This window comes from Actomonas spartinae, from assembly GCF_051209155.1.
Taxonomy (GTDB): domain Bacteria; phylum Verrucomicrobiota; class Verrucomicrobiia; order Opitutales; family Opitutaceae; genus Actomonas.
This window is the reverse complement of record NZ_JBPJGB010000003.1, coordinates 350,033-376,233: the sequence shown is the minus strand read 5'-3', so window position 1 is coordinate 376,233 and position 26,201 is coordinate 350,033. Positions and strand designations below refer to the sequence as shown.

General features: G+C 65.1%; 16 protein-coding genes. 6 read left to right on the top strand and 10 right to left on the bottom strand.

All coding sequences use genetic code 11. The features are described from left to right. Window positions 1-8 precede the first annotated feature (8 nt). A complete protein-coding gene (locus AC0MRV_RS16535; RefSeq protein WP_472765607.1) occupies window positions 9-4,211 on the bottom strand; it encodes a beta strand repeat-containing protein in 4,203 nt (1,400 codons plus the stop codon). 190 nt (window positions 4,212-4,401) lie between these two features. Between AC0MRV_RS16535 and cobA the strand changes: the two genes are divergently transcribed. From cobA to AC0MRV_RS16510, 5 genes are all read left to right on the top strand, one after another. Continuing rightward, window positions 4,402-5,958, top strand: a complete 1,557-nt coding sequence (gene cobA, locus AC0MRV_RS16530; protein WP_472765606.1) for a uroporphyrinogen-III C-methyltransferase — start codon at window positions 4,402-4,404, stop codon at window positions 5,956-5,958. A gap of 60 nt (window positions 5,959-6,018) precedes the next feature. Then, window positions 6,019-7,116 carry a DegT/DnrJ/EryC1/StrS family aminotransferase gene (locus tag AC0MRV_RS16525; RefSeq protein WP_472765605.1) on the top strand — a complete coding sequence of 366 codons (1,098 nt, stop codon included), beginning with the start codon at window positions 6,019-6,021 and terminating at the stop codon, window positions 7,114-7,116. After that, the gene (locus AC0MRV_RS16520; protein WP_472765604.1) at window positions 7,113-7,778 is read left to right on the top strand and encodes a phosphoribosylanthranilate isomerase; all 666 of its coding nucleotides are present in this window, start codon (window positions 7,113-7,115) and stop codon (window positions 7,776-7,778) included. The genes AC0MRV_RS16525 and AC0MRV_RS16520 overlap by 4 nt, the downstream gene beginning before the upstream one ends. A 96-nt stretch (window positions 7,779-7,874) precedes the next feature. Then, entirely contained in the window at window positions 7,875-9,068 is a 1,194-nt protein-coding gene (locus tag AC0MRV_RS16515; protein WP_472765603.1) for an Nramp family divalent metal transporter, read from the top strand. Window positions 9,069-9,312: 244 nt separating this feature from the next. Continuing rightward, entirely contained in the window at window positions 9,313-10,716 is a 1,404-nt protein-coding gene (locus AC0MRV_RS16510; RefSeq protein ID WP_472765602.1) for an MFS transporter, read from the top strand. Window positions 10,717-10,800: 84 nt separating this feature from the next. Here AC0MRV_RS16510 and AC0MRV_RS16505 read toward each other — a convergent pair whose 3' ends face one another. The 4 genes from AC0MRV_RS16505 to AC0MRV_RS16490 all read right to left on the bottom strand — a co-directional run bounded on the left by AC0MRV_RS16505 (window position 10,801) and on the right by AC0MRV_RS16490 (window position 14,785). After that, the gene (locus tag AC0MRV_RS16505; RefSeq protein WP_472765601.1) at window positions 10,801-11,859 is read right to left on the bottom strand and encodes a polyamine ABC transporter substrate-binding protein; all 1,059 of its coding nucleotides are present in this window, start codon (window positions 11,857-11,859) and stop codon (window positions 10,801-10,803) included. Continuing rightward, window positions 11,852-12,625 (bottom strand): ABC transporter permease, encoded by a 774-nt coding sequence (locus tag AC0MRV_RS16500; protein ID WP_472765600.1) that lies wholly within the window; start codon window positions 12,623-12,625, stop codon window positions 11,852-11,854. Before AC0MRV_RS16500 ends, AC0MRV_RS16505 begins: the two co-directional genes overlap by 8 nt. Window positions 12,626-12,752: 127 nt before the next feature. Then, on the bottom strand, window positions 12,753-13,643 hold the full coding sequence (locus AC0MRV_RS16495; RefSeq protein ID WP_472765599.1) for an ABC transporter permease: 891 nt from the start codon (window positions 13,641-13,643) through the stop codon (window positions 12,753-12,755). Next, complete coding sequence (locus AC0MRV_RS16490) at window positions 13,640-14,785, bottom strand: ABC transporter ATP-binding protein (RefSeq protein WP_472765598.1); 1,146 nt, start codon at window positions 14,783-14,785, stop codon at window positions 13,640-13,642. Before AC0MRV_RS16490 ends, AC0MRV_RS16495 begins: the two co-directional genes overlap by 4 nt. 104 nt (window positions 14,786-14,889) lie before the next feature. Between AC0MRV_RS16490 and AC0MRV_RS16485 the strand changes: the two genes are divergently transcribed. Next, the gene (locus tag AC0MRV_RS16485) at window positions 14,890-16,011 is read left to right on the top strand and encodes a lactonase family protein (protein WP_472765597.1); all 1,122 of its coding nucleotides are present in this window, start codon (window positions 14,890-14,892) and stop codon (window positions 16,009-16,011) included. Window positions 16,012-16,118: 107 nt separating this feature from the next. Here the strand turns inward: AC0MRV_RS16485 and AC0MRV_RS16480 are convergent, their stop codons facing one another. Genes AC0MRV_RS16480 through AC0MRV_RS16460 form a run of 5 tightly spaced genes read right to left on the bottom strand, consistent with a single transcriptional unit; the run spans window position 16,119 to window position 26,136 of the window. After that, window positions 16,119-17,078, bottom strand: coding sequence for a hypothetical protein (locus tag AC0MRV_RS16480; protein ID WP_472765596.1), 960 nt, complete (start codon window positions 17,076-17,078; stop codon window positions 16,119-16,121). Then, the gene (locus AC0MRV_RS16475; RefSeq protein ID WP_472765595.1) at window positions 17,075-19,456 is read right to left on the bottom strand and encodes a hypothetical protein; all 2,382 of its coding nucleotides are present in this window, start codon (window positions 19,454-19,456) and stop codon (window positions 17,075-17,077) included. Before AC0MRV_RS16475 ends, AC0MRV_RS16480 begins: the two co-directional genes overlap by 4 nt. Further along, window positions 19,453-23,157, bottom strand: coding sequence for a hypothetical protein (locus AC0MRV_RS16470; RefSeq protein ID WP_472765594.1), 3,705 nt, complete (start codon window positions 23,155-23,157; stop codon window positions 19,453-19,455). The genes AC0MRV_RS16475 and AC0MRV_RS16470 overlap by 4 nt, the downstream gene beginning before the upstream one ends. A gap of 10 nt (window positions 23,158-23,167) precedes the next feature. After that, window positions 23,168-25,219, bottom strand: a complete 2,052-nt coding sequence (locus AC0MRV_RS16465; RefSeq protein ID WP_472765593.1) for a BatA domain-containing protein — start codon at window positions 25,217-25,219, stop codon at window positions 23,168-23,170. After that, window positions 25,216-26,136, bottom strand: a complete 921-nt coding sequence (locus tag AC0MRV_RS16460; RefSeq protein ID WP_472765592.1) for a DUF58 domain-containing protein — start codon at window positions 26,134-26,136, stop codon at window positions 25,216-25,218. The genes AC0MRV_RS16465 and AC0MRV_RS16460 overlap by 4 nt, the downstream gene beginning before the upstream one ends. Window positions 26,137-26,201: the final 65 nt, after the last annotated feature.

The following is a 26,201-nucleotide window of genomic DNA, read 5'->3' as shown; positions in this document are numbered from 1 at the left end:
CACCTCCATCAACCGGTGCCCTTGGCGCTTTTCTCACGGCGTTTGCGCCAAAGAAAAGCGGCGAGCGCGGTGCCGATGAAGATCGCGCCGTAGGTGCTGGGCTCGGGGACGGTGATCTCGTTCGAACCGTAGTCGTAGGTCAGCCAGATGGTGTCGGAGGCGTTGAAGCCGCTGAAGGTGATCTGGGCGGTGGTGCTGTTGCGCTCGTCGATGGTCGCGCCGGTGAAGTTGGTCGCGGTCCAGAGGTCGTAGAAGCTGTTCCAGTTGGTGGCCAGAATGGTGCCGCCGAGGTCGATCTCAAGGGTGCCGATGTTGAGCGTGCCGATGTCGGCGCCGGCGAAGTCGATGACGGAATCGCCGGTGACGCGCAGCGTGCCGACGTTGAAGGTGGTGCCGTCGTTGACGAGGTTCAGGGTGGTGGCGTCGCCGAGCTCAAGGGTGCCGCCGAAGGTGAAGTTATCGACGATGTTGAGCGTGTTGGAGGCGGTGAGCTCGATGGTGCCGGTGGAGCCGGTGCCGTCGGCCGCGCCGATGGTGCCGCCGTTGAGGGTGAGGATGCCGTCGACGTCGAGCACGCCGGTGAAGGCGCCGGCGCTGCCGAGCTGGTCAACGGTGAGGTCGCCGCCGGAAGCGATGGTGAGGGTGCCGGAGCCGTTGAGCTGATCGATGGTCTCGGTGTAAGTGCCGACGTTGAAGGTGCCGGAGGCGCCAAGGTTGATGTCCATCGAGTCGGACAGGATGTTGGAGTTGCCGAGCGCGAAGGTGCCGGCGTTCACGTTGGTCGTGGCGTAGGTGTTGGTGTTGGTGACGGTGAGAGTGCCGGCGCCGTTCTTCTCCAACGTATTGAAGGTGTTGATACCATTGAAGGTGGTGTTGCCGATGGACTCGACGGTGAGGGTCTTGCCGGAGCCGGTGATGTTGCCGCCGATGGTGAGAGCGGCGCCGGATTCGGTTTGAATTTCGGCATTGGCGGTCAGGGTCACGGCGCCGGCCCAAGTGTTTTCGGTGCCAGCGAGGGCGCGCAGGGCGCCGGTGCCATCGGAGTTGTGGCCGGTGCCGGCGAGCTGCAGGGCTTCGGCTCCGATACTGACATCGTCGAGTTGGAGCTGGGCGCCGGAGAGGACCTGGGTGCCGCCGGCGGTGGCGCCGAGACCGGAGTTGTTGTCGACGCGCAGGATGCCGTCGGAGACCTTGGCGGTGCCGGTGAACGTGTTGGCGCCGGAGAGGACCATGGTGCCATCGCCGGTCTTATCGAAGCCGCCGTTGGAGAGCACGGCGTTGATCTGCAGGGTGGAGCCGGAGTCGACGACGACGGATTTGGCGGCGTCGTTGTTGAAGCCGAGGCGGCCGTCGATGGTGGAGGTGGCGTTGTTGTTGGCGGTGAGGGTGCCGATGATGTCGAGGCGGTCGCCGGTGCCGGAGCTGTTCTTGGCCTCAATGGTGCCGCCGGCCATGGTGACGTTATTGACGGTTTCCTTGTGGCCCTGGAGATCCCAGTAACCGTCGGCGTTGATGGTGATGTTGGACGAGTTGGAGATCAGCTCGCTGGAGACGTCGACGCCGCTTTCGTAGAGACCTTGTTGCAGCACGGCGGAGCCGGCGGCGCCGGTGCCGTCACCCACGATGACCTCGCCGCGCATGCCGGAGTTCTCGTTGTTGTAGGTGTTGAGGATAGTGGTGCCGTCGTTGAGGTAGAAGTCGGTCGAGGTGGAGAGGATGGAAGGGTAGGCTTCGCCGTGGTTGAGGGTGAGGGTGCCGGAGCCGGATTTGATGACGTCGCCGGTGTTGGTGAAGTCGGCCTCAAAGACGATGTTACCGCCGTCGGTGTTGAGGGTGAGGTTGCTGCCGTTGAGGTCGAACTCGGGGGAGTTGGTCTGGGTGCCGAGCGTGAGGGTGTCGGCGGTGGCGGAGATGGTGGTGTCGCCCGAGAGGGTGAAGGGGGCGTCGAGGATGTTGTTGCCGGAGGAGCTGAGCACGGCGCCCTGGCCGGCGGTGCCGGTGCCGGCGAGGGTGATGCCGGTCTCGCTGTCGACGGTGATGCCGCCGGTAAGCTCGAGCGTGCCGCCAGACTGGACGGTGGTGGTGCCACCGCCGGAGCCGAGGGCATCGTCGTTGGAGGCGACGAGCGTGCTACCCGAGCCAATGGTGAGGTCACCGCTGAAGGTGTTGGCGCCAGAAAGGGTGAGGGAGCTGCTGCCGGTGGTGGTGAGGCCGCCGCTGCCACTGATGATGCCGGCGAAGGTGGTGGTGCTGTTGTTGGCGCCGGTGGTGAGGGTGCCGGAGCCGAGACTGATGGACGAGGAGCCGGAGGCGGAGGCGATGGAGCCGACGGTCTCGTTGTTGTTGTTGAGGCTGAAGGAGCCGGAGGCGTTGAAGGTGAGGGCGCTGGTGTCGGCGATCTGATTGGCGGCATCGAGGCGGAGGGTGCCGCCGTTGAGGGTGACGTCGCCGGCGATGGCGTTGCCGCTGGATTTGTTCAACGCAAGCGTGCCGGCGTCGACGGTGGTGGTGCCGGTGTAGGTGTTGGCGGAAGAACCGCCGAGAGTGACCGTGCCGGAGCCGGATTTGGCGAAGTCACCCGAGCCGGAGATGACGCCGTTGAAGGTCGAGGAGCCGGAGTTGACGCCGACATTGAGGCTACCGGTGCCCAGATCGAGGCTGCCGGTGCCCGCGATCTGGTTGAGTGTCTCCGTGTAACTAGCGAGGGAGAACTGACCGTCGGAATTGATGGTGAGGACGCCTGCGCTGTTGGAAATCTGGTTGTTCCCCTGCAGCTCCAGCCGGGCGGAGTTGGCGGCGCCCGCGTTGTCGCCGACGTTGATGGCACCGCTGCTGCCGAGGGCGTCGGTGCCGTCGGTCTTGTCGAGGTAGACGGTGCCGTCGTTGAGGTTGAGTCCGCCGGAGAAGGAGTTGCCGGAGGTGCCGGAGAGGGTCAGCGAGCCGGTGCCATCCTTGGTGATCGAGCTGCTGCCGTATGCCTGGCCGCTGGCCACGAAGTCGCCGGAGCCGGTGAAGGTGAGGGCGTTGTTGACGGCGAGGCTGTTGGTGAGCGTGAGCGAGCCGGAGTCCGCGCCAATGGTGGTCGCGCCGGTGAAGGTGAGAGAGGCGCCGAGGGTGTTGTCGCCGGAAATATTGCGGATGGCGCCGCCGCCGCCGTCGCCGGTGCCCTGCAGGGAAAAGTTGGATTCGTTCATGTTGATGCCGCCCTGCAGGCCGAGGGTAGCGCCGTTGGCGATGACGTTACCGTAGGTGGCCGCGCCGAGGGCGTCGTCGCTGGCGGCGATGAGCGTGCCGCCGTCGATGTAGGTCAGGCCGCTATAGGTGTTGTCGCCGGAGAGGGTAAGGTCGCCGATGCCGGCCTTGCGGAAGCTGCCGTAGCTGTCGGTGATGGTGCCGGAGAATTCGGTGTTCGCGCTGGTGTTGGTGATAAAGGTGCTGCCGCGGATGGAAAGGTTGCCGTCGCCGGAGAGCGCACCGACGGTTTCGGAGAGGCTGCCCCAGTTAAATTGGAAGGTCGCGCCGGAATCGATGGTGAGGTCGGTGCTGTCGGAGAGCACGTTGGAGGCATTAATCTGAAAGGTGCCCGCGTTGACGATGGTGTCGCCGGTGTAGGTGTGCGTGCCGCCGGAGATCACGACCGTGCCGGCGCCTTCTTTGATGAGTCCGCCTGTGCCGGTGATCACCCCACTGGCGCCGGTGAAGGTGATGGTGCCGTTGGAGTTCTGGGGATCGAGCGTCAGGTTGAAGGATTGCAGGTTCAGGTCGTCGGTGAAGGTCAGATTTCCGCCCGCCTGTGTGGTGCGCCAAATCTGGTTGGAGTTGATTTGCAGGCGGGAATTGAAGGTGTGGGTGGTCCACGCCTTCTCGTGCAGCATGCCCAGCGAGTCGGGCTCGTTGGTGGTGTCGAGCTGCACGAGGCGATCATTCGAGTTCCTGTTGAAGGTGATCGCGTTGGTGCCGCTGGTGAAAACGAAGCCACCGATGGTGCGGTTCGCATTCATCACAATGTTGGTCTGGCTGCCGCTGCCGTCAAAAACGGCGGCCTCGGTGTTGCTGTCGACCGCATTGTTGCCGGTCCAGTTCTGGCGGCGACCGAAGTTCTGACTGCTGTTTGACTCCCAGGAAAGCTCGGTCAACTGGGCATGCGCTAAGGTCGCCGAAAGGGTGACGGCGATGGCGGCAAGGAATCCGGCTTTGAAGGAAGGTTTCACGAACACGTTAAACTAAACTACAGGAACGCCTTTTGAGCAATCCATTAGGGCCTAAGTAATAGTGCCCATCTAGGCGTATTACCCTATCGTTTCCGGCAAACGGCAAGGCGCTTGTTGCCAATTGTTTGAAAAAATGCCAGATCGAAACTTCGCGTCGACCCAAGGCGGGGCTTGGCTAGCGACGTCGATTATGCGACGGCTGTCCGACTTTATGAACGGCAACGGCATGGTTTATCTGGTGGGCGCAGGTCCGGGCGATCTGGGCTTAATTACCTTTCGGGCGCGGGAGCTGATTTCTTCAGCACAAGTTTTGGTCTACGACTACCTGGTGCACCCCGATTTGGTCGGGTGGTGTCCGCAGGATTGCGAAGTGGTTTACGTGGGCAAGAAGGCCGGATTTCACTCGGTGCCCCAGTCGGAGATCGAGGCACTGCTGGTCGATCGGGCCAAAGCCGGCAAGCGCGTGGTGCGGCTCAAGGGGGGCGATCCCTATGTGTTTGGGCGCGGGGGGGAGGAAGCGCGGGCGCTGGCGGCGGACGGGATTCCGTTTGAGGTCGTCCCGGGCGTCACCGCCTCGCTGGCTGCCGGTGCCTACGCCGGCATCCCCCTCACGCAGCGCAACACCAGTTCCTCCCTCGTGCTGGTCACCGGGCATGAGGACCCGACCAAGCACGAGTTGCAGGTGGACTGGCCGGCGCTGGGCGCGCTCAAAAACTCGACCTTGGCCATCTACATGGGCATGAGCCGCCTGCGCGACATTCTCAAGGGACTGCAGGCAGGCGGCATGACGGCCGACACTCCGGCCGCAGCCGTGCAATGGGCGTCGCTAGGTCGGCAACGCAGCGTGACCGGCACGGTGGGCACCTTGGCCGACGCGGTCGAGGCGGCGGGGCTGAAGGCGCCGGCGATTGTTTTTGTCGGGGAAGTGGTTCGCCACCAGGAGGCGGTGGACTGGTTTGAGCACCTGGCCCTCTTTGGTCGGCGGGTCGCCATCACCCGCACCCGCGAGGGCAACAGTGGGTTGCGCGACAAGCTGGAGCATCTCGGCGCCGAGGTCATCGAACTGCCGCTGATCAATGTGGTGCCGGACGTGAAACGGGACGTTTTGGTCGAAATCCTCTCCGAACTCGGCAGCTACGACTGGATCGTGTTCACGAGCGCCAACGGTGTGAACCTCTTCTTCGAGCAATTCCTCAAAGGCTTCGACGACATTCGCGCCCTGGGCCTCTTGCGCATCGCCTGCGTGGGTGACGCGACGGCCAAGGCGGTCGAAAGCCGCCACCTGCGGGTCGAATGCCGGCCGGAGGTGGCGACGGCGGATGCGCTGGCGGACGCGTTGATCGCGACCGATAGTCTCGACAGTGCCAAGGTGGTCGTGGTGACCGGCAACCTGAATCGAGAGACGCTGGTCAAGCGGCTGGAGGAGGAAGGCCGCGCGATCGTGGACATCCTGCCGCTCTACCGCACGGAGAAGTTGGACCTGTCGGAGAATCCTGCGGCGCATGATTTTCGCGAGCGCGGTGCCGACGCGATCCTGTTTGCGAGCAGTTCGGCCGCGGAGGCCTTCGCCGGCCAAGCCGCCGCCCTTGCGCTGGAACCAGGTGCGAACCGTCCCTTGGCCGGGTCGATCGGTCCGCAAACGTCGGAAACGATGAAGCGGGTCGGGATGCCGGTTGATTTTGAAGCGAAGAATCCGGGATTGGACGCGTTGATTGATGCGCTGATTGTGCGCCTGCAACCTAAGTGAGCGTGCAGCGGGTGCTTGCCGCGCCGCCTGCGGCGGTGCAGGTTCCCAGCCCCCAAACCCATGAACGTTCCGTTCCTCGACCTCTCTCGCGTCCACCACAACCTGCGGGTGGAAATCCTCAGCTCCTTTGCCGCCACCTACGACTCCGGGCGCTTCTGTCTCGGATCGGACGTCGTTGAATTTGAAAAAGCCTTTGGCGAGGCCATGGGCGCTCCCGCGGTGGGTGTCGCCAACGGCACGGCGGCGCTGCACCTGGCGGCCAAAGCACTGAACCTGGGGCCGGGCGACGACGTGATCGTGCCCGCCTTTACCTTCATCGCCAGTGCGTGGACCGCGAGCTACGTGGGCGCGCGGCCCGTGTTCTGCGATGTGGACGCCCGCACCTTCAACGCCACCGCCGAGACAATCGCGGCCGCGATCACGCCACAGACCAAGGCCATCGTGGTGGTGCACCTCTTTGGTCAGGCGGCGGACATGGACCCGATCCTGCAACTGGCGGCGGAACGCAATCTACCGGTGATCGAAGACTGCGCGCAGGCGCATCTTGCCACCTACAAGGGCCGGCCGGTCGGCACGATGGGGGCGATCGGCACCTTCAGTTTTTATCCGACCAAGAACCTCGGCGGCGTGGGTGAGGGCGGGGCGGTGATTTCGAATGACGCCGCCTTGTTGGACCAGGTGCGACTGCTGCGGGTGCATGGTTCGAACGTGCGCTATCAGCACGATGCCGTGGGCTACAACTACCGCATGGAAGGCCTGCAGGCTGGCGCCCTGTCCGTGAAGCTGCGCCATCTCGCGGAATGGACCGGTCGCCGGCGCGGCATCGCGCGCCGCTACCGTGAAGGTATCACCCTGGCGAATACCGTGCTGCCGCAACCGGCGGCGTGGGGCGACTCGGTGTATCACCAATTCACCATCCTGCATCCGCGCCGAGATGCGCTGCGCGAGCACCTGACCGCGGCGGGCGTCGGCACCGACCTGATCTATCCGCGCGCGCTGCACCAGCAGCCCTGCTATGCGGAGGTGGGGCCGCCCGAAGGCAGTCTGCCGGTGGCGGAAGAAACCGCGCGCACCTGCCTGAGTTTGCCGATTTTTGCGGAGCTGCGGGACGACGAAGTCGACCACGTGATCGCCAGCATCAACGCCTTTGCCGGATGATCGATGGCGTGCGCATCAAGGTCTGTGGGCTGACCACGCTCGTCGATGCGGAGTTCGCCGATCGAGCCGGCGCCGATTGCCTCGGGTTCATCCTGTATCCCCAGTCACCGCGGTATGTGTCGCTGCGGCAGTATCGCGACATGGCGCCGCGCTTGCCGGAGGGGCGCAAGCGGGTCGCGGTGCTGGTGGAGCCGGATGAGGCCGCCGTGGCCGAGGTGCTGGAGGCCGGATTTGATCGACTGCAGATTCACTTCCAAGTGGCGGGCGCCGAATCCCGAGTGGCGAGTTGGTCACAGCAAATTGGCCGGGAGCGGCTCTGGCTGGTGCCAAAACTGCCGCCGGCGGACGACGTGCCGAATTGGATGCGCGCCGCGGCAGGCACGGTTTTGATGGACACCTTTCATCGCGACAAGTTTGGCGGCACCGGCGAGACCGGTGACTGGGCGAAATTTCGTCGGCACCGTGAGCAGTTTCCGGATACGACCTGGATTCTGTCGGGCGGGCTTTCCCCGGCGAATGTCGGCGAGGCCTTGACGGCGACCGGCACGGGTTTTCTCGACGTGAACAGCGGGGTGGAGACCGCGCCCGGCATCAAGGATCACGCGAAAATTCGGGCATTGGTTTTGGCGATTCATCGGGCGCGAACGGCGGCGCAGGCCTGAGGAGCGACCGATGTCCGCGCCCGTTGCTCCGCCGCCATCAGCCCCCGACGGGCAGCGCTGGCGCGTCGGTCCGGGTATCCTCGTGGCCGCACGGGGGTGGGCGCGGGCGACCTGATCGCGGCGGCGGTCGCCGGCCAGCGGCATGGGGTGGCGGTGTTATGGGCGGTGGTCGCGGGCGCGGTGTGTAAGGCGGTGCTCAACGAAGGTCTCGGGCGCTGGCAGTTGGCGGCGGGGGAGACGCTGATTCGCGGGATGGTGCGACGGTTGCCGCGGTGGGTATCGGCCTACTTTGGCGCCTATCTGGTTGCTTGGAGTTTTCTCGTCGCGGGGGCGTTGGGCTCGGCGTGCGGGTTTGCGATCAAGGCGCTGTGGCCAGCCCTGCCAGGGAACGTCGGATGGTGGACGGCGCTGCATGCACTTGGTGGTGTGGCCGTGGTCTGGCGGGGCCGCTTCGGCGTATTCGAGCGGGTGATGCAAGGGTTGGTCGGCTTGATGTTTGGGGTGGTGGTGTGGTGCGGGGTCCTGCTGGCGCCGCGGGCGGGAGCGATCTGGCACGGTCTGCTGGTGCCGACCGTGCCGGAGGGCGGGGTGTGGTTCCTGGTTGGTTTGATCGGCGGGGTGGGCGGAAGTGTGACCCTGCTTTGCCACGGCTATTGGATGCGGGAGAAAGGGTGGAATGCGATCGGGTGGCTGCGGAACATGCGCTGGGATGTGACGGTGGCGTATACGCTCACGGCGGTGTTCGGTTTGGCGATGGTGGTGATCGCAGCCGGGGCCCATCCGGAAAATGCATCGGGGCGGGCGTTGGTGGAGGCGCTCAGTGTGCGGCTCGGAGAGTTACTTGGGCCGGGAGGCCGCGTGGCATTTTTAACCGGTTTTTGGTGCGCGGTCTTCTCGTCGTTGCTCGGGGTCTGGCAGGGCGTGCCTTACCTCTTCGCCGATTGGTGGGCGGCTTGGCGGGCCCGGTCGGCCGGACCTGCGGTGGCGGCTTTCGACACGACTTTGCCGTCGGGTCGCTCGGCGGCGTATCGCGGCTATTTGCTGTTCCTGGGGATTCCGCCGCTCGTGCTGACGGTGGCCGAGCAGCCTTTGCTGGTGGTGATCGTCTATGCGATTGCCGGGGCGTTTTTCATGCCGTTCCTGGCGACGCTGCTGCTGGTGATGAACAACCGGCGCGAGTGGGTCGGCGGAGCGCGCAACAGTTGGCGGGCGAACGTGGCCCTGCTCGGAGCCTTGGCGCTGTTCGGCGCCATCCTCGTGGTGGAAGTGCTGGAGCGCTGGGGCGGGTGAGGCCTCGATTTCGCAATCCGGGCGGGCCCATGGTCCGCGATGGCGGGCGAAGGCGAGCGAAGGATCGTTTTTGCGTTCTTGAGATTCTTTTCCCCGTCCCGGCGAGAAGTCGCGACACGGTTGTCAGGTTTCAAAGAGAGAGTCGTTTCCGGGTTGCACGCGACCGGTCGACCGCCACGATCCGGGCGCATTCCGAGTTCCGGGCTTAGCCCGGTCTTCCCCATACCCCGCTATACCCTTATCTATGTCTAAAGACGCTGTCTCCGTCCCGGCTGCCGACGATCCCGCAGCCAAACTGAAGATGACCGAAAAGGTCGGCTACGCCTTCGGCGATTTTGCCTCCTGCCTGTATTTCGGCATCTTCATGAACTTCCTGACCTACTATTACACGGATGTGATGGCGATCGGGGCGTCCGCGGCGGCGGCGATGATCTTTTTCACCCGCACGTGGGATTGGATCAACGATCCGATCATGGGCATGATCGCGGATCGCACGAAGTCGAAGATGGGCAAGTTCCGGCCGTGGCTGCTGTGGATGATCCCGCCCTATATGATCATTGGCGTGCTGACGTTCACGGCCTTCGACCTGAGCGATGGCGGCCGCCTGGTCTACGCGTATGTGACCTACACGGCGCTGACGATGGTCTACACCATGATCAACATCCCGTATTCTGCCTTGATGGGCGTGATGACGGCCAAGTCGGAGGAGCGCACCGTGCTTTCGTCCTTTCGCTTTGTGGGGTCTTTCGCCGGCACGGCGGTGGTGAGCGCCACAATGCTTGGCCTGGTCAAGGTTCTCGGCGGCGGCAACGAGCGGCTCGGTTTCACGCTTGCGGTCTCGGTCTACGCGGTGATCGCGGCGATTTCGTTCTTCATCACCTTCAAGACTTCGAAGGAACGTGTGGTCGCGCCGAAGAACCAATCGAACAACGTGCTCAAGGACTTGAGCGGTTTGGTTAAGAACGGCCCGTGGGTCGCGATGATTTTGGTGAGTGTGCTCACCATCATCTGGATCGCGGTGCGTGGTGGCGTAGCCATCCACTATTTCAAATACGTCTCCGGCAACACGGAGTGGGGCGGTTACTTCCACCTCACGAGCAACATCGTGCAAATCGTCGGCGTGCTCTTCACCAAGCAGATCGCGGAGTTCCTCGGCGGCAAAAAGAAGGCCTTCATCATCATCAATTTCGTGTCCGCGATCATGATCGGTCTCTTCTATTTTGTGCCGGCTGATAACCTGACGCTCATTGTGGCGCACCAGTTCATCAGTTCCGGAATCGCGGCGCCGCTGATGCCGCTTTTCTGGTCGATGATCGCTGACACGGCCGACTGGGGACAGTGGAAGCTCGGTCAGCGTTCGACCGGCCTGCTGTTCTCGGCTGGCACCTTCTCGCAAAAGATCGGTTGGTCGATCGGCCCGGCGATCGCGCTGGTCCTGCTCAATTCCTTCGGGTTTGTGGCCAACGAGGATCAGACGCCGGAGACCATCGAGGGGCTGCGGCTGATCATGAGCTGGATTCCGGCCGGCTTCGCGGTCCTGGCAGGATCGGCGGTGTTCTTCTACAAGATCACGCCGGCGGTGGAGAAAGAGATGGAGGCTGCCATCGCGGCGGAACGGGACGCCGAAACCAACGGGACTCCTGCCTGACGAATCAGGCGTTGTTCTAAAACGAAAAGGCCGCCGGGATTCCGGCGGCCTTTTGCGTGATCGGACTGGAAGCGGCAGGGTAGTTTACTGCGCCGCTTTCACGCGGTCCCACGCGTCGGTGTATTTCTGCAGGTCGTCGCCGATGTCGAGGGTTTGCTCCCCCTTGGGCAGCAGGTCCTCGGGGATGAAGACCACCGGGTTGGCCTTGATTTCCTCGCTCAAGAGCGGGTAGGCGGCGGCATTGGGGCAGAGGTAGTAGTTGTATTCGATGTTGCGCGCGGCGATGGCCGGATCGTGCAGGTAGTTGATGAACTTCTCGGCGAGGGCGACGTTGTCGCTGCCGGCCGGGATGGCCATGGTATCTTCCCACATCGGGAAACCTTCGGTCGGCAGCACGAAGACAATGTTCTCATCCTCGTTCTCATCGATGACCTGCTGGATGTCGCCACCCCAGCCCTGCACCAACCAGAATTCCTTGGAGGCGATGCCGGCCTTGAAGGCTTCGGATTCGAAGCGGGCGATGTTCTTCTTCCACTCGATCACCAGATCGGCGGCGGCGTTGATCTCAGCTTCGTTGGTGCTGTTGAGGCTGTAACCGAGGGTCTTGAGGGCGACGCCGATGACCTCGCGCGGGTCGTCGAGCAGCGTCATGCGACCGGCCAGATCCTGGCGGGCAAACATCGTCCAGGAAGGGGTGAACTCGGAGATCTCGTCGCTGCGGTAGGCGATGCCGGTCGACCCGGTCATGTAGGGCACGCTGTATTCCATCTTCTTGTCGATGGACACGTTGTTCACGAAGGTCGGGTCGAGATTCTTGAGGTTCGGAATGTTGGCGTGGTTGATCGGCTGCAGCAGGCCGTCGGCGACCATCATGCTCACCACGTAGCTGGAGGGGAACACGACGTCGTAGCCGGTGGCGCCGCCCTTGAGCTTGGCGTGCAGCACTTCGTTGGAGTCGTAGTTGTCGATGATGACCTCGCAGTCGTTGGCGGCCTCAAACTCTTCGATGATGCCTTCGGCCAGATAGTCGCTCCAGATGTAGACGTGGAGGGTTTCCTTCTTTTTGGCGCAACCGGCCAGGAAGAGAACGAAACCGGCGCACAGGCCGGCCGCGAGCAGTCGGAGGGTGTTCTTCTTATTCATGAGTGGATCGAGTGAAGCGTTGGCTGAGGAGGACCATGACGAACGTGACTGCCATGAAGATGACGCTCAGGGCGTTGATCACCTGCGGCGAGCTGCGGCGCATCATGCTGAAGATTTTCACCGGCAAGGTAGTGTTGCCGGGACCGGAGACCAGAAAAGTTATCACGAAATCGTCGATGCTCAGGGTGAAGGCCAGGAGGGCGCCGGCGGCCAGGCCGGGCCCGAGCAGCGGGAGCAGGATGCGACGCAGGATGACCGGCCAACCCGCGCCGAGATCCTGTGCGGCTTCGATCACCGATTCGTCGAAATCCTGCAGTCGACCCAGCATGACGAGGGTGACGTAGCTGAGGCAAAAGGTGGTGTGCGCGAGGATGACGGTGGCGAGGTTGAGTTGAGCGCCGATGTGCACGAAAAGGAAGAGCAGGCTGATGCCCATCAGAATGTCGGGCACCACCAACGGCGCGTAGATCAGGCCGTAGTGCACGCGCTGCAGGCGTGTGCGGAAACGGTGGATACACCAGGCCGCGAGGGCGCCGAGCACGACGGAGAGGCCGGTGGAAGCGAGGGCGATCAGCAGGGTGTTCCACGCGGCGTCGTGGATGTCGGAGCGTTCCCACAGCTCCTGATACCAACGAAGGGAGAAACCCTGCCACTGGCCGCCGAACTTGGCTGCATTGAAGGACTGCACCACCAGCACCCCAATGGGCAGGTAGAAGAACAACAGCACGAGCAGCGCGGTGATGAAGGGCAGTCGGCTCGGCTTCATCGGGCGGAGTGAGGTGATTTGTAGCCGGCCGCGGTGAGGCCGGGACCGGGGGCAACGATCCCGGCGTCAGCTGAGTGCGGGCAGCACCACTCGCTGACGCTCGCGGCCACATTGCGGAAGATGGTTTTCACGGATGCCCTCCGGGAGTCGCGGTGCCGAGGCGACCGTCGGTCGGGCCCGGGCCGCCGCGACGGCGCAGGTAGGCGGCGCCGACGAGCGGGATGAAGATGACGAGCGTGAGCACGGCCCCGAGCGCGGCGGCGTGCGGCAGGTTGCGATCGGTGGTCGCGCGTTGGGCGATCTTGTTGCCGATCATTTCGCTGCTGGGGCCGCCGACGATGGCAGGAATGGCATAGGATCCGAGGGCGGGAATGAAGACGATGAGGAAGGCCGTCAGCAAACCGATGCGAATGCCGGGCAGGAACACCTTGCGAAACGCGTGCCAGCGGGAGGACCCAAGATCGCGGGCGGCGTCGAGCAGGGTGAAATCAAATTTCTCCGCCGCCGCGTAGAGGGGCAGGATGGCGAAGGGCAGGTAGGTGTAGACGAGCACCAGCAGGATCGCCCAGTCGTTGTAAAGCAGTTGGGTGTTGGGTTCGGCCCAACCCAGGCTGACGGCGATGCTTTTGATGAAGCCGTCGGGGTGCAGCAACGTGCGCCACGCAAAGATGCGGATGAGGAAGTTGGTCCAAAACGGCAGGATGATGAGCAGGAGCACGCGCGGACGCCATTGGGCGGGCAGCCGTGCGATCCAATAAGCCACCGGCACTCCGAAACCGAGGCAGGCGGCGGTCGCCGCGACGCTCAACCACACGGTGCGCCAGATGATCGAGGGATAACTCGGGTTGGCCATGTCGCGCCAGGTTTCGAGCGTCCAACCCTCGCCGATGCCGCCGCCGATGTCAGCGGGTTTGAAGGAGAGGAGAAACACCAGCACCGTCGGGACGGCGAAGAAGAACACGAGCCAGCCGAAGCTCGGCATGCTCAACAGCGTTTCGAGCCAACGCGGCTTTCTCATGCCGGATTCTCCACGATCACGTAACCATCGTCGGCGTGCCACGCCAACCAGACCTCGTCCTCCCAGGTGAGGGGTTTGGTATCGAGCAGGCAGCGGTTGTGCTGTTGCCAAACCACGAGGGTTTGGTCGGCGACGCGCACGCGGAACTGCGTGCGCGAACCCATGTAGATCAGGTCCTCGACGACGCCGCGCACGGCATTGTGCCCGTGCGCGAGTTCGGGCTTTTGAGCGGCGATCGTGATCTTCTCCGGGCGCATCGACAGGACCACCCGGGCACCGGGTTGCATGGGCACGTCCTTCCAGGCGAGAATGTCCGGCCCCGCGTTCTTTTGGTCGCCGAAGTGGTGGGAGATTTCGCCGAGGTTCCCGGGGCGCAGTGTGACGTAGTTGTCAGAAACGACGTGGGTCACGTGGGCGGAGATGAGATTGGTATCCCCGATGAACTCCGCCACAAAGCGACTGCGGGGAGATTCGTAGATTTCGGCCGGGCGACCAATCTGCTCGAAACGGCCTTTGTTCATGACCGCCACGCGGTCGCTGAGCGACATGGCCTCACCCTGGTCGTGGGTGACGTAGAGGAAGGTGATGCCGACTTCATCGTGGATGTTGTCGAGTTCGATCAACATGCGCTGGCGCAGCTTGAGATCGAGCGCGGCGAGGGGCTCGTCGAGCAGGAGCAACTGGGGGCGGTTGATGAGCGCGCGGGCGATGGCGACGCGCTGTTTTTGGCCGCCACTGATTTGGCCGGGTTTTTTGTCGGCGTGCTCGTGCATCTGGATCAGGTCCAGCATGCGTTCGACTTCGGTATCGATCTCGGCGCGCGGGCGTTTGGCGACGGTGAGTCCAAAGGCGATGTTGTCGCGAATGCTCAGGTGCGGGAAAAGGGCGTAGTTTTGAAATACCGTGTTGATCGGGCGACGGTTGGGCGGGACGTGGGTGAGGTCCTGGCCGTCGACCAGCACGCGGCCTTTTTCCGGCGTGAGGAATCCGCCGAGAATGCGGAGCAGGGTGGTCTTGCCGCAGCCGCTGGGTCCGAGCAGCGAAAACACCTCACCTTTGTTGAGCGCCAGCGAGGTATCGGCGACGACGGTCGTGTTGCCGTAACGATGGGTGATGTTCTGCAGCTCGATGAAGGCGCCCATGTTGCGCGTCCATCTGGCGCATCGTGGCAGGGCTGGCCAGATTTGAATGCACGGTCAGCAAAGTTTGGCCTGCGCCGCGCACCTGAACCGACTTGGATCAGCCCATGACATTGCTTCGTCCTTTGGTTGTCGTGTTCGGCTGGTTGCTGTCCCTGACGCTGGCGCGCGCCGAGACCGCGGCCTTGTGGATCGCGGGAGAAGGGGGGATCTATCGCGTGGAGCTCGATCTGGATTCCGGTGCCTTGAGTGAACCGGAACGCGTGGTGGCGATGCGCAGCGGCTCGTGGTTGGTGGCGCACCCGGAGCTTCCCTTGCTCTACTCGTCCTACAGCAGTGACCGGGGATCGGGTGTCGCCGTGCTCAAATACAACGCCGCGGGCGATCTTGAGTTGTGGGAACAGAAGCCGCTGCCCAATGGATCGGCCACCCATATCGCGGTTGATCCGGCGGGGCGCACGCTTGCGACCGCGCACTGGGGGGCGGGCACCACCAACCTCGTGCGCTTGCGGGCGGACGGTGGGTTCGCGGCCGACAAAGTTTTCACGCTCACCATGCCGTTTCGCGGCGAGCGGCCGCACCCCATCCAAACGCAGTCTCGGACGCACTGGGTCGGTTTCTCGGCTGACGGTCTGCGCCTGCATGTGCCGGACCTCGGCAATGATACCGTCTGGTCGCTCGCAGTTGATCCGGACGCGTTGACCCTCGCTTTGGCCGATCAGGTGGACCTGCCGTCGGGCGCGGGACCGCGACACATGGATTCCCACCCGACTCTGCCCTATGCCTACGTAAATGGAGAACTCGGCAGTGTGGTCGCCCAGGTGCGTCGTGAGCCCGGGCCGGAGCATTTCACGCTCGTGAAGGTGTGGCCGACCTTGGGGGAACACGATGATGCGCCGGTCAACAACACGTCCGAAGTGCGCGTGCATCCAAATGGTCGTTTTCTTTACGTGGGCAACCGGGGCCACGATACGATTGCGGTGTTCGCCATCGACCCGACCTCGGGCGCGCTCACTTCGGTGGAGCGCGAGCCGGTGCGCGGAAGTTGGCCGCGGAACTTCAACCTCGACCCAACGGGTCGTTGGCTCGTCGCGGCAGGGCAACGCTCGAGCACGCTGGCCTCGTTTGCGATCGATCCGGAAACCGGCGCGCTGCGCTACACGACGAACGTGATCAGCGTGCCCGCGCCGGTGCGCGTCTTGTTCGTGCCGACGGTGGGAGCGCGGTGAAGACGGGAGCGCCCGCAAGCGGGCGGTCTACATTGTGCCAGTGGATCGTAACCTCCCGAAGGGGAGGCAGTCCGTTTGCGGACGCTGGGTCGCCTCACGGCTCGTGTTCAGGACGATGGCGAAATCCCGTAAACCTCCGCGAGGCCGCGGAAGATTCTCTCCAGCGCTTCGTAGTAGTCGCCCTCGCTCAGGCTTTCCTTGTGCTCGCGCAGGGTTTCGAGGTGGGCCTCCAGTTCATCGCGGAGGGCGCGTTGCTCAGGGGTGAGAGCACGTTCCTCGGCGGAAGGCAAAAGGGACCACAATCGGGCGCGGGCACCGTCGGGCTCGGCAGTGGCGTCGGTCGGTCGTTGGGTGACGCGGGTGCCGTTGAAAAAGTCGTAGGGGGTGCCGCGGCCGTCGCCGTTGTCGTCGATGAGCGCGTGCTCGGTGGCGAGGCGGTTGTTTTCGAGGTAGAAAGCCTGCACCTGTTGGGCGGCGGTGACGAAGGCCTCGAGCAGTGAGGTCTGCCCGTCCTGATCGATGTCGGCCGACGGATCGATCACCGCGCGGGCAAAGCGCAGGCCGAAGCGGGCGTAGTTCACCTCGTTGCCGCTTTCCGTCGCGGTGATGATGATGCGGTTTGGGCGCGAGAGGGCGGTGATGAACGGGGCGCTGGCGGAACCGCCATGGACGAACACCAGCGGTCGATCGATTCGATTCAGCCACTCGCGTAACTCCGCGGTGGATACGTCAGGGCCGTGCAGGTTGAGGCGGGCCGTGCGCAGGTCGAAGGTGCCATGGCCGACGTAAACGATCCACAACGGCGCCGGCGCCTCCTCTTCGGTGACGTAAGGAGCGAGCGCGGTGATGAGCTGGTCGCGGGGCGATCGCCCGTCCTCGGAAAAGTCGCGAATTTGGGTGGTGGTGAGCCCGGCTTTGGCGGCGGCCTCCTGCCAGGCTTGGGCGGTTTCGGCCAGCACGGGCCCATAATCCTCTTCGCCCGGAGCGCCGACGATGAGCAGTAGATGGTTTGCGCGGAGCGCGGTCGCACAGCCGAAGAGGATGAGGAAGTAACGCAGCCACTTCATGGCAGTCCTTTCCAGCGGCGCCAGCCCCACTCGGCGAGCCAGCAGCCAAGCATGAGAATGAAGACGAAGCCATTGTGCCAGAGCGGCGAGGAACGTGATTCGGTGATGGGGGCCGGCGAGCGCGCGAGCGTGTCAGCCAAGGCGCCGAGCGCGGCTTCGTCGTCGAGTTGAATGACCTGACCGCCGGTGCGGGCAGCAAGGGCGTTCAGCAACGTGGTGTTCGGTTCAAGGGAGGCAAACTCCGCGGTCAGCGGGTCATTGACCCAGCCACCGACGTCGGTGCCGATGAGTTTGCCGGCGCGGTCAGTCACGGCGGCGGTGACACGGTAGCCGCCGGGATCGCGCGCGGTGAAACGGGCGGTGTAGCGACCCGGCGCGTCGACTTCGGGTTCGGCGGTGAGCTCGACGCTGGTGAAGGCGTTCTGCGCCGGGTCACCGGTGCCGGGAACGTGTTCGATGGTGAGGACGACCCGGGCGAGATCGAGAGGGCGGTAGGCTTCGTCGCGCACGTTGACGCGCAACCGCATCGCTTCCGGTGCGGTTGCGTCCGGCGTGATGGCAAGGTCGACGCGTTGCGGCACATCCGTCACGAGCCAACGGGAAAGCTGGCGCCAAAAACGAGCGAGATCCGCCTGGCCGGTCGCGTCGTGCAGCCCCCAGCGCCAAAGGTCGCCAACCGCGACAGCGACGACGCGACCCGCGCCGAAACGTTGGGCGGCGAGTCCGGGATAGGTGCGACCGTCATTGTCGCTCAAGGTGGCGAGCACCGTGGCGCCGGGCTTGGCGGCCGACAGGCCGTTGGCGATGAGGAAGGCCGGCATGTCGGCGAGCCGATTGCGCTCGTCTTCGGCGTTGGGCAGGATGCGCATCCATGGCTCCACCCAGCCTTCGCGGGAGAGGTCCCAGCGGAGCTCGCCACGCGGCGTGGTGGAGGCGCGGCGGTCGAGATAGAGCGGCAGGGCGGCCGCGAGAGGCGAGTCGGCATAGCCACCGTTTTCCAATGAATCGACGCCGCCGAGAAAGAGCAGGCCACCGCCGCGTTCGGCCGCGAAGCGGCGCAGGAGCATCTGTTGATTGGCGTCGAAAAAGTCCGCCTCGACGTCGTCAAGGATCACCGCGTCGTAGGCGAAGAGGGATTCGGCGGTGCGCGGGAATCCGGCGCGCAACTCTTCCTCGTCGCGCGGATTGATGCGGGTGAGCACCGGTTCGTCGTAGCGCGGCGCGGCGTCGGTGTCGCGGTCGAAGCCGCGGTAGAGCGGGTTGTTGGATTCGCCGGCCCGTCCCCGGAATTCAAACTTCGGTTCCCGCCGCGCCAAGCGCAGCAAGGCGACGAGGTCGAGCTGCGGGTCTTCGGCGAGGGCCCGATTGAGGAACTTGAACTCCCAGTTCGGCCGTCCGCCGATGTAGAGGATGCGGTAGGCGGGTTGCCCTCGGTCAACCATGACGTGACGTCGGTTGTTGAGGATGGAGGCCTCGGAGGCGCCCGCGGGGTCCTGCGTCAATTGGGCCTGCAGGGTGTAGAACTGAATGCCGCTGCCGCTTGGCCGCCATTCGAAGGTGGTTTCGTTTTCCGCGCCGGTCGAATCCAGGGGCAGACTGCGGGCGGCGGGCAGCGCCGCGCCGGCGCCCTGATCGATTGCGATGACTTCAACCGAAACGTCATCGCCGGTCAGACCGGTGCCGGCAATGGCGGCGCGCACGGAGACCGGTGCGTCGTCAAAGGCGGTTTGGCGCAAGTCGGCGCGAGTGATGCGCAGGTCGCGCACGCGACCGGGTTGGCCGACCACGACCGGGTAAACGGGCGGCAGGTTGTCGAGATCGGCGAGTTCGATGGTGAGGTCGGTGGCATTGCCGTCGGTGAACAGCAGCACCCCGGCGAGGGGCTGGTCGGAAAGCCGGTCACGCAATTGGCGCAGCGCCACGCCAAGGTCGGAGCGGTCGCCGCGGTGATCCAACTGGCCAAAGTCGGCGACCCGGCGCAGCTCGCGGTCGAAGCTGTAGGAGCGGAGCTGAAACTCTCGTTCGAGGTCCTCGCGCCATGGCGTGACGGGAGCAACCAACGTGCGTTGCATGGCGGCGGCGCGGGATTGTTCGGCGCCGGTTTCGGTGATGTCGAGACCGCGACTGTTGTCAGCAAGGACGGCGACGATGTTGGCCCCGCGTTTGGCGCGGGAGACCACCCACTGCGGGTCCAGCAGGGTCAGCACGAGCAAGCCGATACCGAGCCCGCGCAAGGCGAGGCCGACGGCGAGGGCGGCCCGATTGGGTTGGGCGGGGCGCAGGGCATACCAAGCGGCGGCACCGAGGATGATGGCGAGGGGCAGGGCGAGCAACCACCAGGAGGAACCCGCAAACGTGATGAGTGCGGGCGGGATCATTCGTTGGCGGCGGCGCCGAGGGACTCGTAGTAGCGGCGAACGGATTCGGCAAATTTGTCGGGCACCGGATCGCGGTCGATGGGTTGCAGGGAGGTGGGATCCTCGCGGCGGGCGAGTTCCTGTTTCAGCCAGGTCTGCACCTCGACGAGCGGGTCGAGCACGGCCGTCTGCACGAGGTCCCATTGCGGCGCCTTGCCTTCGCGTTGCCACTCGCGGCGCTGTTCCTCGGCTTCGGCCCGGGCCTCGCCGAGGCGTTGGCGGAGTTGATCGTCCTCGAGGAGGGATTCGACGGTGCGGAGGCGATCGGCCCAATCGGCGAAGTCGCGGCCGGTGATGGGACCGGTGCCCGGGGCACGTTGCCCATCTGCGCCGCCCGATCCGCCGGCATTGTCGCCGAGGAGTTGAGCGAGGGCTTCGGAGATGTCGGTGGGTTGGTCGCCGGGTGGGGTGTCGCCGGTGGCGGAGGAAGGTTGAGGGGCGGTGCCAGGGGCGGAACCGGGGCCACCGGCCCCGGCGACAGCTTGGCCGGGTTGGCCGGAGGGAGATGAATTGGAATTGGGGTCGCCGGGTTGGCCGGAGGGGGAGGGTTGGGTGCCGGTGCTTGGTTCGGCACCGGGGTCACCGACCCCGGCGACCGTTTCGCCGGGTTGCTCGGATGGTGAGGGTCGGGTGCCGGATTCGGCACCGGGCTCACCGAGCCCGGCTACTGCGTCCGAGGATTCGCCGGGCTGGGGCGATTCGCCCTCTGTGTCCGGTTGGCCGCCGGTGGCGGCGCGGCGTTCGGCGTCGAGTTGGTTGGCGAGGTCCTCGAGTTCGTTGGTCGCAAAGCGCATTTCGGTGGCTTCGTTACCGAGCACGGATTGGGCGGCGCGTTCGATGCCCTCACGCAGGCGTTCGAAGTCCTGCTGCACGCCGGCCTGTTGGCGGCGGGCGTCGTCGAGGAAGCCGCGTTGCAGGAGTTCGGCGCTGGCCTGCAGATCGCGGGTCGGACCCTGAGTGCCCTGTTCCCGCATGAGGTCGTAGAGCTGACGGTGCAGGGTGGGTTCGGTGCCCTCGCTGTCCTCGGTGACCTGACGGAGGTCCTGCAGCAACTGGGCGTGGCGTTCCTGCTGGGCGCGGGTGGATTCGAGCAGGTTTTCCGTGCCGCCGGCGCCGTCGAGCGAAGGCGGGCCATCACTGCGCTCGCTGAATTGTTGGTTGAGCTCTGCCTGCGCCTCACTGAGCTCGCGGGCCTGGCGGCGCAACTCGCGTAGTTGATCGGCAAATACGCTGGAGGAGTCTTCACGCATCTCGTCGCTGGTGTTCTGCAGGCTTTCCTGAGCGCGGGTGCCGGCGGCGAGGGCGGAGGACACCTCGCCTTGGGCGAGGCGCTCGCTGGATTGCTGCATGTTGTCGCGGGTCTCCTCGAGCTGTTGGCGGGTCTGCTCGCGTTGTTCGCCGGCCTGGGTGCGATCGAGACGCTGACGGGCGTCGTCGAGGTCGGCGAGCATGCGGCGCTGTTCCTCTTCCAATCGCTTCAGCTCGCGGCGGATTTCCTCGCGTTCGGCTTCGGTGGTTGCGGCGGCCAGCGCGGTCTGAAGTTCCTGCAGGCGTTCGTTGAGATCCTGTTGACGGCGCGAAAGTTCGCGGAGGCGGGAGAGGAGGTTGAGCTCCTCACGTTGCTCCGGGGTGACCTCGGACTCGGCCTGGCTTTGGTCGGCGTAGTCATTGGCCTCGCGGCGCATGCGGAGCTGGTCGATCTGTTGGCGATTGCGGCCGCCGCCACCGCCAGCCTGATTGCCCTGGACGATGTTGGTTTCCTTGGGCTGAAGGCGAAGCAAGGCGCGGAAAGCGGCTTGGGAACCTTGCCACGCGTTGTCCAGTGGGTCGACGCTGAGTTCATCGGCGGCGTCGTTGAGTTCGTCCAGTGCGATGCCCATCGACTGGTCGGCCAGTTCCGCATTGCCGCGCATGCGCGGATCGTCGAGTTGGGCGCGCAATTCGGTCAGTTGGCTACGGGCCTGGGCTTGGGAATCGCGGAGGACTTCAACGTTCTCGCGGAAGGTGGGATCGTCTGATGCCCCTTCCTGGCGCAGGTTCCAGATTGCGATGGAGAGCTGGCGTTGAATTTCGATGAGGTCGCCGGCCGGACCGCCCGGGCTGCCACCGGCGGCGCCACCGCCGGCCGTGTCTTCGCGGAAGATTTCATCGAGCGGGCGGACTTCGGCAAAGAAGAGGTCGCCGGTGGTGCGGCGCGGTTCACCGTTGGGCCCGTAGTCCTCGGCCCAGGCGAACCAGGTGACGAGTTCGTCGATTTCGACACCGACATTTTCGAGGGCCAGCAGGTGCGAGACCTCGGCCTCGAGCGGTGGTTGGCTGGAGGCGGTTTTGAAGGAGTGGAATTCGGGTTCCGCGCTGCCGATGGCGGTGGCAATGCCGTAGTCGAGCAACCCGTAGTCGTCGCGAATGTCGGCGTTCAGGTGGATTTCCTGAATGGGGGAGACACGTTGGTCGCCGCGCGGAAAGTTGAGCGTGAGCTCGGGGCGCTCGTTGGGGGCGACCTCGATCCGGATGTCGGCCGGCACCGGGTCTGCGCGACCGTCGGACGTGGTGAGTTGCAGCTTGTAGCGGGCGCTGGTGGCGAGCGTTTGGCTGATGCCGAACAGGGTGCCATCGTCGTTGCGCGGTTCGAGTGGCAGGGATTCGCCGTCATCGGACTGCAAGATGGCGCGGGCGACCGGACGGTTGATGATGAATTGGTAATCGAGGTGAGTGCCTTCGACCGCGCTGATGCGGCGCGTGTCGACGATCGTGCGGTCCTTGAGTCCCGTGTATTCCGGGAAGTCCAGAGTGGCGTCGGCGCGCACGAGGCTGGGCAGTTCGAAGACGGTGAGGGCGAAACTGGTGGTGGACTCGCTGCCGTATTCGACGGAGTAGACGGTGTCGCTGGCAACATCGGTGAGGGTGGTCGCAAAGACCGGATCGGACAGGCTGCGCGACATCGCGATGCGGCCGGATTGCCCGGCGGCGTTTTGCCATACCAACGCGGCGTCGGCGGGCAGGGCGTCGGGAAAGCGGGCAGCGATGACGACGGTCGCGCCGCGTTCGACCTCCTGGTTGCCGGGGGTGACCTCGATCTCGGTTCCGGCGGCGACCTTGGGTGGGTGGAATACGCGGTCCCACGTGGTGCTCCACGGCGCGCCATAGTTCAGGGCGAGTCCGGTGATGCCGAGGGCGAGCACAAGGGTGAGGGCATGGGCGATCGCGAACTGGCGGGCGACCGAGCGCGGTGTGCTGTGCCAGGCCGAGACGGCGGCGTGGTCGAGGGCGTGTTTGAGCAGACGACGCTGGAGGAAGGTGAGGCGGCCGTCCGCGCCGGGCGTCTGTTCGGCGGCGGTGCGCAGGGCTTCCTTGAGTTCCGGATAGTCGCGTTCGATCGCGCGGGCCGTCGCGATGAGGTCGAGGTGGTTGCGGAAGGCCCGCCAGACCATCGCGATAAAGGCGATGAAAAGGGAAAGCAGCAGCAAGGGCCCCAACCACATCGCAAAACTTGGCGTGAGCCAGCGGACGAAGAGGAGGGCGACCGCGATGCTCGCCAAGGTTGCCCAGATGTGCACGCCGCGCCGGTGCAATTGGGCCGATTGGTGGTGCCGGGCGATCGCGCGCAACTCCTCATGGAGCCGGGCGTCGAAGGAAAAGAAGAGGCGAAGAGGTCGGCGCATGGTTCAGCGGTCAGGTGAGGGCGGCGGCCCGTTGGGCGATGCGCAGCGAAAGCAGGCTTTCGCAGAGGAGCAGGATGGCGGCGGCGAGGAGCAGCCAGCGCCAGAGTTTTTGGCGGGACTCGGTAAGGTAGGCGGCCTCGTCGCGCTGTTGTGCTTCCGCGCGGGCGAGCTCAGTGGCATCCGGTTCGGTGCTCAGTGGGGCGCCGAGGCGGGCGAGGGTGTCGAGGTCGAGCGGGGTGAGGTCGCTCTCGCGGGTCGGCACGTTGAGGGCCACGGCCCGGTCCGGCAGGCCGTCGCGGTGAAGTTGATACATGCCCGGGTGGCTGATCTCCTCTGAGAGTCTGTCGAAGGGGCCGAGGCGTTGGAGTTGATCAAGGCCTGTGACGGAGGCCCGGAGGGCACCGCCAGCGGTGCGTTCGGCGAGGGCTTGGAGCCAGGGCACAAATTTTGAGGACAGAACCCACTGGCTGCTGGTGGGAGTCCACGCGCCGACCCAAATGACCACGCGGCCGCGGCCCAACGTCGCTTCCATGACGGCCGGCGAACCATCGTCGAAGCGGGCGACGACCTGCGCGCGGCTTTCCTCCGGGAGAGTGAGGTGAGGGCGGGACCAGAAGCGGATGCGACTGAAGTCACTGTAGCGAGGATCGGCAAAGGGGAGGAAGAGCGGGTGGCTGAAGTCGATTTGACCGAAGAGGCTGTAGTTATCGCTGTCGCTCGCAGGGGAGGTGCGGAAGGTCCAGACGGGATCGCCGATCAATTGGGCCGCGAGCTCCGCATTCGCGGGGTCGTTGACAAGCAACAGCGCGCTCGCGCCCTGTTCGACGGCTGGGCGCAGCCGGGCGGGCGCGGGCGTCGTTGGTCCGCCCGGTAGAATAATGAACGGTGGCAAGGTGGACGCGCGGTCAGTGGGTTCCGGCAGGTCTGGGCTGAGCACGGGCAACGGATCGCGCCAACCGGCGACGGCGCGCGTGAGGTAGAAGGCCGCTTGATCGGTTGCGTCACGGTTGACGGCGCCGGGGATGACGATTGGCAGTTCCCGCGGGCTTGGCCGCACCACCCAAAGTTGGTTGTCGAAGTCAACGGTGTCGCCTTCGAGCTGGATGGTGAGGGCGGCGGGAGCGTTCTCGGGAATCGGCAGCAGAACAGTCGTGGTGCCGCCGCGGGAGATCACCTGGGAAGTCGGCTCTCCCACGGGGGTGCCAGTGGCAGCGTCGCGCAGCGAGAGCGTCGCGGTCGAGGTGGGATAGTCGGACGACGCGATGAGCCGCACGCGGGCCGGGGGCTGCGTGGCGGAATCGGTCGCGATGCCCCAACCCAGCCATTGGAGGGCAAGGTTGGCGGTTTCGGCCGCTGCAATCGTATCGAGTTTCAGCTCCAGGCCGGCAGGCCAAGAGACACTGGCGAGACCGCTCACGCGCGCACCGGCGGCGAGATCGGAAACGACATGAATGCGCGGGGCGGTGGGTTCGGCGTTGTCGGCGGCGCTGATTTCCTGATGGCGTTCGATGGCAGCCGCCACGGCGCCGTCCAAATGGAAGGCGGACCAACCGGCTGCCGGAATCGAATCGAGCATGCCCGCCACCAAGCTCTCGCGATCATCCGGCGGCGTGGCGCGCCACGTGTCGGCCGTGATGAGATCCCGCACCTGGTCGGCGGCCAAGATGAGGCTGAAATCGTCCGCCGCGGAGAGGTCCTCGGCGATCGATTCAACCTTTTGGCGGGCGGCCGACCACAGGCCCTCGCGCCGCATGCTCGCGCTGTGGTCGAGGATCACCATCACATGGCGCGGTGGGGTGACGGACGGAACGATGGGGGCGTTGCCGGTAAAGTAGGGCCGGGCAAAGGCGAGCGCGAGCAGGGCCAGAATGAGCAGGCGAAGGGCGAGCAGGAGCGGGTGTTGGATCCGGCTGCGGCGGTCCAGTCGTGGAGCCGACGGCGTGAGAAAACGCACGGCGCTGAAGGTGACCCGATCGCGCGTGGCCCGTCGAATGAGATGAGCGATGACCGGTCCGGCGAGTAGGGCGAGGCCGGCGAGAAACCAAGGGGCCAGCAAACTCATGCGCGGGTCCCTCCGGTGGTGCGATGCGAGGCGGCAGCGGGTTGATTGCGCAGAAAGGTGCGCAGAGTGGCGTCGAGTGGCTCACCGGTGTCGACGGTTTGCTGGGGCACGCCGCAGCGATGGAGCGCATCGCGCACGGTGGCGGCGTGCGCCGCGAAGTTCTGGCGATAAGTGGCGCGGGCCTGCGCGGGAACGACGTAGAGGTTTTGGTCGGTTTCGAGGTCCTGCCAAATGGCGGCATGGCCGAACCCCTCCAGGGTCAGCTCCGCCGGATCGAGCACCTGCAGGGCGCGCACGTCATGGCCGGCCGCGGCGAGGTGGGAAAGCTGGGGGCTCCACTCCGTCGCGGGGGAGAGGAAATCCGAGATGAGCAGGATGAGGGTGCGTTTCGGGCACAGCCGCCGCACCTCATCCAGAGCCGGGCCCATCGCGGTCGTCGTCGCGCTCGAGTCACGCGTGAGGGCGGCGTAAATGTGCCCGAGATGCCCGGCGCGCCAACGGGCGGGCACGGCGTGGTGGACAGTTTGGTCGAAGAGCGCGAGTCCGACCACGTCACGCTGCGAGTGCAGGAAACAGGCCAGCGTCGCGGCGAGCGTGCGCGCGTAGTCGAGCTTGCTGTAGCCGCGTGAGCCGAAGGTCATGGAGCGACTCGTATCCAGAACGAGGAGACAGCGCAGGTTGGTCTCGTCCTCGAATTTTTTGAGGTAGAAGCGATCGGTGCGCGCGTAGGCTTTCCAGTCGAGGTAGCGCAGATCGTCGCCCGGACTGTATTGCCGGTATTCGGTGAACTCCGAGGAAAAGCCGGAAAAGGGGCTGCGGTGCAGGCCGGTCGCAAGGCCCTCCATGACCGCGCGAGCGCGCAGCTCGAGATCACGGATCGCGAGCAGGGCGGCGGGGTCGAGGGCGGCGGTGGGCATCGGTGGGAAAAGAGGGAGGAGTGCGTTCTTTGTTCTTTCTCTTTCTCCCCGCGGAGCGGGCGGGT

Bases quoted from the DNA above. Each gene is read 5' to 3' on its own strand.
- AC0MRV_RS16465 (WP_472765593.1), bottom strand. From the start codon at position 25,219: ATGAGTTTGCTGGCCCCTTGGTTTCTCGCCGGCCTCGCCCTACTCGCC.
- AC0MRV_RS16485 (WP_472765597.1), top strand. From the start codon at position 14,890: ATGACATTGCTTCGTCCTTTGGTTGTCGTGTTCGGCTGGTTGCTGTCC.
- AC0MRV_RS16505 (WP_472765601.1), bottom strand. From the start codon at position 11,859: ATGAATAAGAAGAACACCCTCCGACTGCTCGCGGCCGGCCTGTGCGCC.
- AC0MRV_RS16470 (WP_472765594.1), bottom strand. From the start codon at position 23,157: ATGCGCCGACCTCTTCGCCTCTTCTTTTCCTTCGACGCCCGGCTCCAT.
- AC0MRV_RS16495 (WP_472765599.1), bottom strand. From the start codon at position 13,643: ATGAGAAAGCCGCGTTGGCTCGAAACGCTGTTGAGCATGCCGAGCTTC.
- AC0MRV_RS16500 (WP_472765600.1), bottom strand. From the start codon at position 12,625: ATGAAGCCGAGCCGACTGCCCTTCATCACCGCGCTGCTCGTGCTGTTG.
- AC0MRV_RS16520 (WP_472765604.1), top strand. From the start codon at position 7,113: ATGATCGATGGCGTGCGCATCAAGGTCTGTGGGCTGACCACGCTCGTC.
- cobA (WP_472765606.1), top strand. From the start codon at position 4,402: ATGCGACGGCTGTCCGACTTTATGAACGGCAACGGCATGGTTTATCTG.
- AC0MRV_RS16480 (WP_472765596.1), bottom strand. From the start codon at position 17,078: ATGAAGTGGCTGCGTTACTTCCTCATCCTCTTCGGCTGTGCGACCGCG.
- AC0MRV_RS16475 (WP_472765595.1), bottom strand. From the start codon at position 19,456: ATGATCCCGCCCGCACTCATCACGTTTGCGGGTTCCTCCTGGTGGTTG.
- AC0MRV_RS16460 (WP_472765592.1), bottom strand. From the start codon at position 26,136: ATGCCCACCGCCGCCCTCGACCCCGCCGCCCTGCTCGCGATCCGTGAT.
- AC0MRV_RS16525 (WP_472765605.1), top strand. From the start codon at position 6,019: ATGAACGTTCCGTTCCTCGACCTCTCTCGCGTCCACCACAACCTGCGG.
- AC0MRV_RS16490 (WP_472765598.1), bottom strand. From the start codon at position 14,785: ATGGGCGCCTTCATCGAGCTGCAGAACATCACCCATCGTTACGGCAAC.
- AC0MRV_RS16510 (WP_472765602.1), top strand. From the start codon at position 9,313: ATGTCTAAAGACGCTGTCTCCGTCCCGGCTGCCGACGATCCCGCAGCC.